Origin of the sequence: Streptosporangium sp. NPDC000563, assembly GCF_040299985.1 — a bacterium.
Taxonomy (GTDB): domain Bacteria; phylum Actinomycetota; class Actinomycetes; order Streptosporangiales; family Streptosporangiaceae; genus Streptosporangium.
On sequence record NZ_JBEPDA010000066.1, the window covers coordinates 1 to 1,489 of the forward strand.

General features: G+C 56.3%; 1 rRNA gene (cut by a window edge). It reads left to right on the top strand.

Annotation, left to right across the window (positions count from 1 at the left end):
• Positions 1-1,489: ribosomal RNA gene (locus ABT352_RS40625) — 23S ribosomal RNA — on the top strand; its annotated part runs 1,511 nt beyond the window's last position; the annotation flags it as partial.

Below are 1,489 nucleotides of genomic sequence, written 5' to 3' on the forward strand. Positions count from 1 at the left end.
TAGTGATTCCGTGAGTAGTGGTGAGCGAAAGCGGATCAGGCTAAACCGTAGGCGTGTGATAGCCGGCAGGCGTTGCGTTTGCGGGGTTGTGGGACCCTCTGATGGTTTCTGCCGAGACCATAGACAGTAAGAAATCTTTCCGATAGTCGAAGCTTCTGGGAAGTGGCGCCGTAGACCGTGAGAGTCGGGTAGGCGAAATCGGTTGGACTGTTTGAGGGGATCCCAAGTAGCACGGGGCCCGAGAAATCCTGTGTGAATCTGCCAGGACCACCTGGTAAGCCTAAATACTCCCTGGTGACCGATAGTGAACAAGTACCGTGAGGGAAAGGTGAAAAGCGCCCCGGTGAGGGGTCGTGAAATAGTACCTGAAACCGTGTGCCTACAAGCCGTAGGAGCGTAAACGAGGGCTTGCTCTTGTTTGTGATGTGACTGCGTGCCTTTTGAAGAATGAGCCTGCGAGTTATGGTGTGTGGCGAGGTTAACCCGTGTGGGGGAGCCGTAGCGAAAGCGAGTCTGAATAGGGCGTTTGAGTCGCATGCTGTAGACCCGAAGCGGAGTGATCTAGGCATGGGCAGGTTGAAGCGCGGGTAAGACCGCGTGGAGGACCGAACCCACCAGGGTTGAAAACCTGGGGGATGACCTGTGTTTAGGGGTGAAAGGCCAATCAAACTCCGTGATAGCTGGTTCTCCCCGAAATGCATTTAGGTGCAGCGTTGCGTGTTTCTTGCCGGAGGTAGAGCACTGGATGGCTAATGGGCCCGACAAGGTTACTGACGTCAGCCAAACTCCGAATGCCGGTAAGTGAGAGCGTGGCAGTGAGACTGCGGGGGATAAGCTCCGTAGTCGAGAGGGAAACAGCCCAGACCACCGACTAAGGCCCCTAAGCGTGTGCTAAGTGGGAAAGGATGTGGAGTCGCAGTGACAACCAGGAGGTTGGCTTAGAAGCAGCCACCCTTGAAAGAGTGCGTAATAGCTCACTGGTCAAGTGATTCCGCGCCGACAATGTAGCGGGGCTCAAGTACACCGCCGAAGTCGTGGCATTCACACATTATCCGAGCCTTTGTGGTTTAGGTGTGTGGGTGGGTAGGGGAGCGTCGTGCGGCCGGCGAAGCAGCGGAGTGATCCAGTTGTGGAGGCTGTGCGAGTGAGAATGCAGGCATGAGTAGCGAATCAGAAGTGAGAAACTTCTGCGCCGGATGACCAAGGGTTCCTGGGGCAGGCTAATCCGCCCAGGGTAAGTCGGGACCTAAGGCGAGGCCGACAGGCGTAGTCGATGGACAACGGGTTGATATTCCCGTACCCGCTACGATGCGCCAATACTGAATCCAGTGATACTAAGGGTCCTTAAGTCCCTAACGCCCTTCGGGGTGTGGGTGAGACTGAACGCCTGGCCTGAACTGGTAGTAGGTAAGCGATGGGGTGACGCAGGAAGGTAGCCCAGCCCAGGCGATGGTTGTCCTGGGGTAAGCATGTAGGGAGAGAGGTAGGC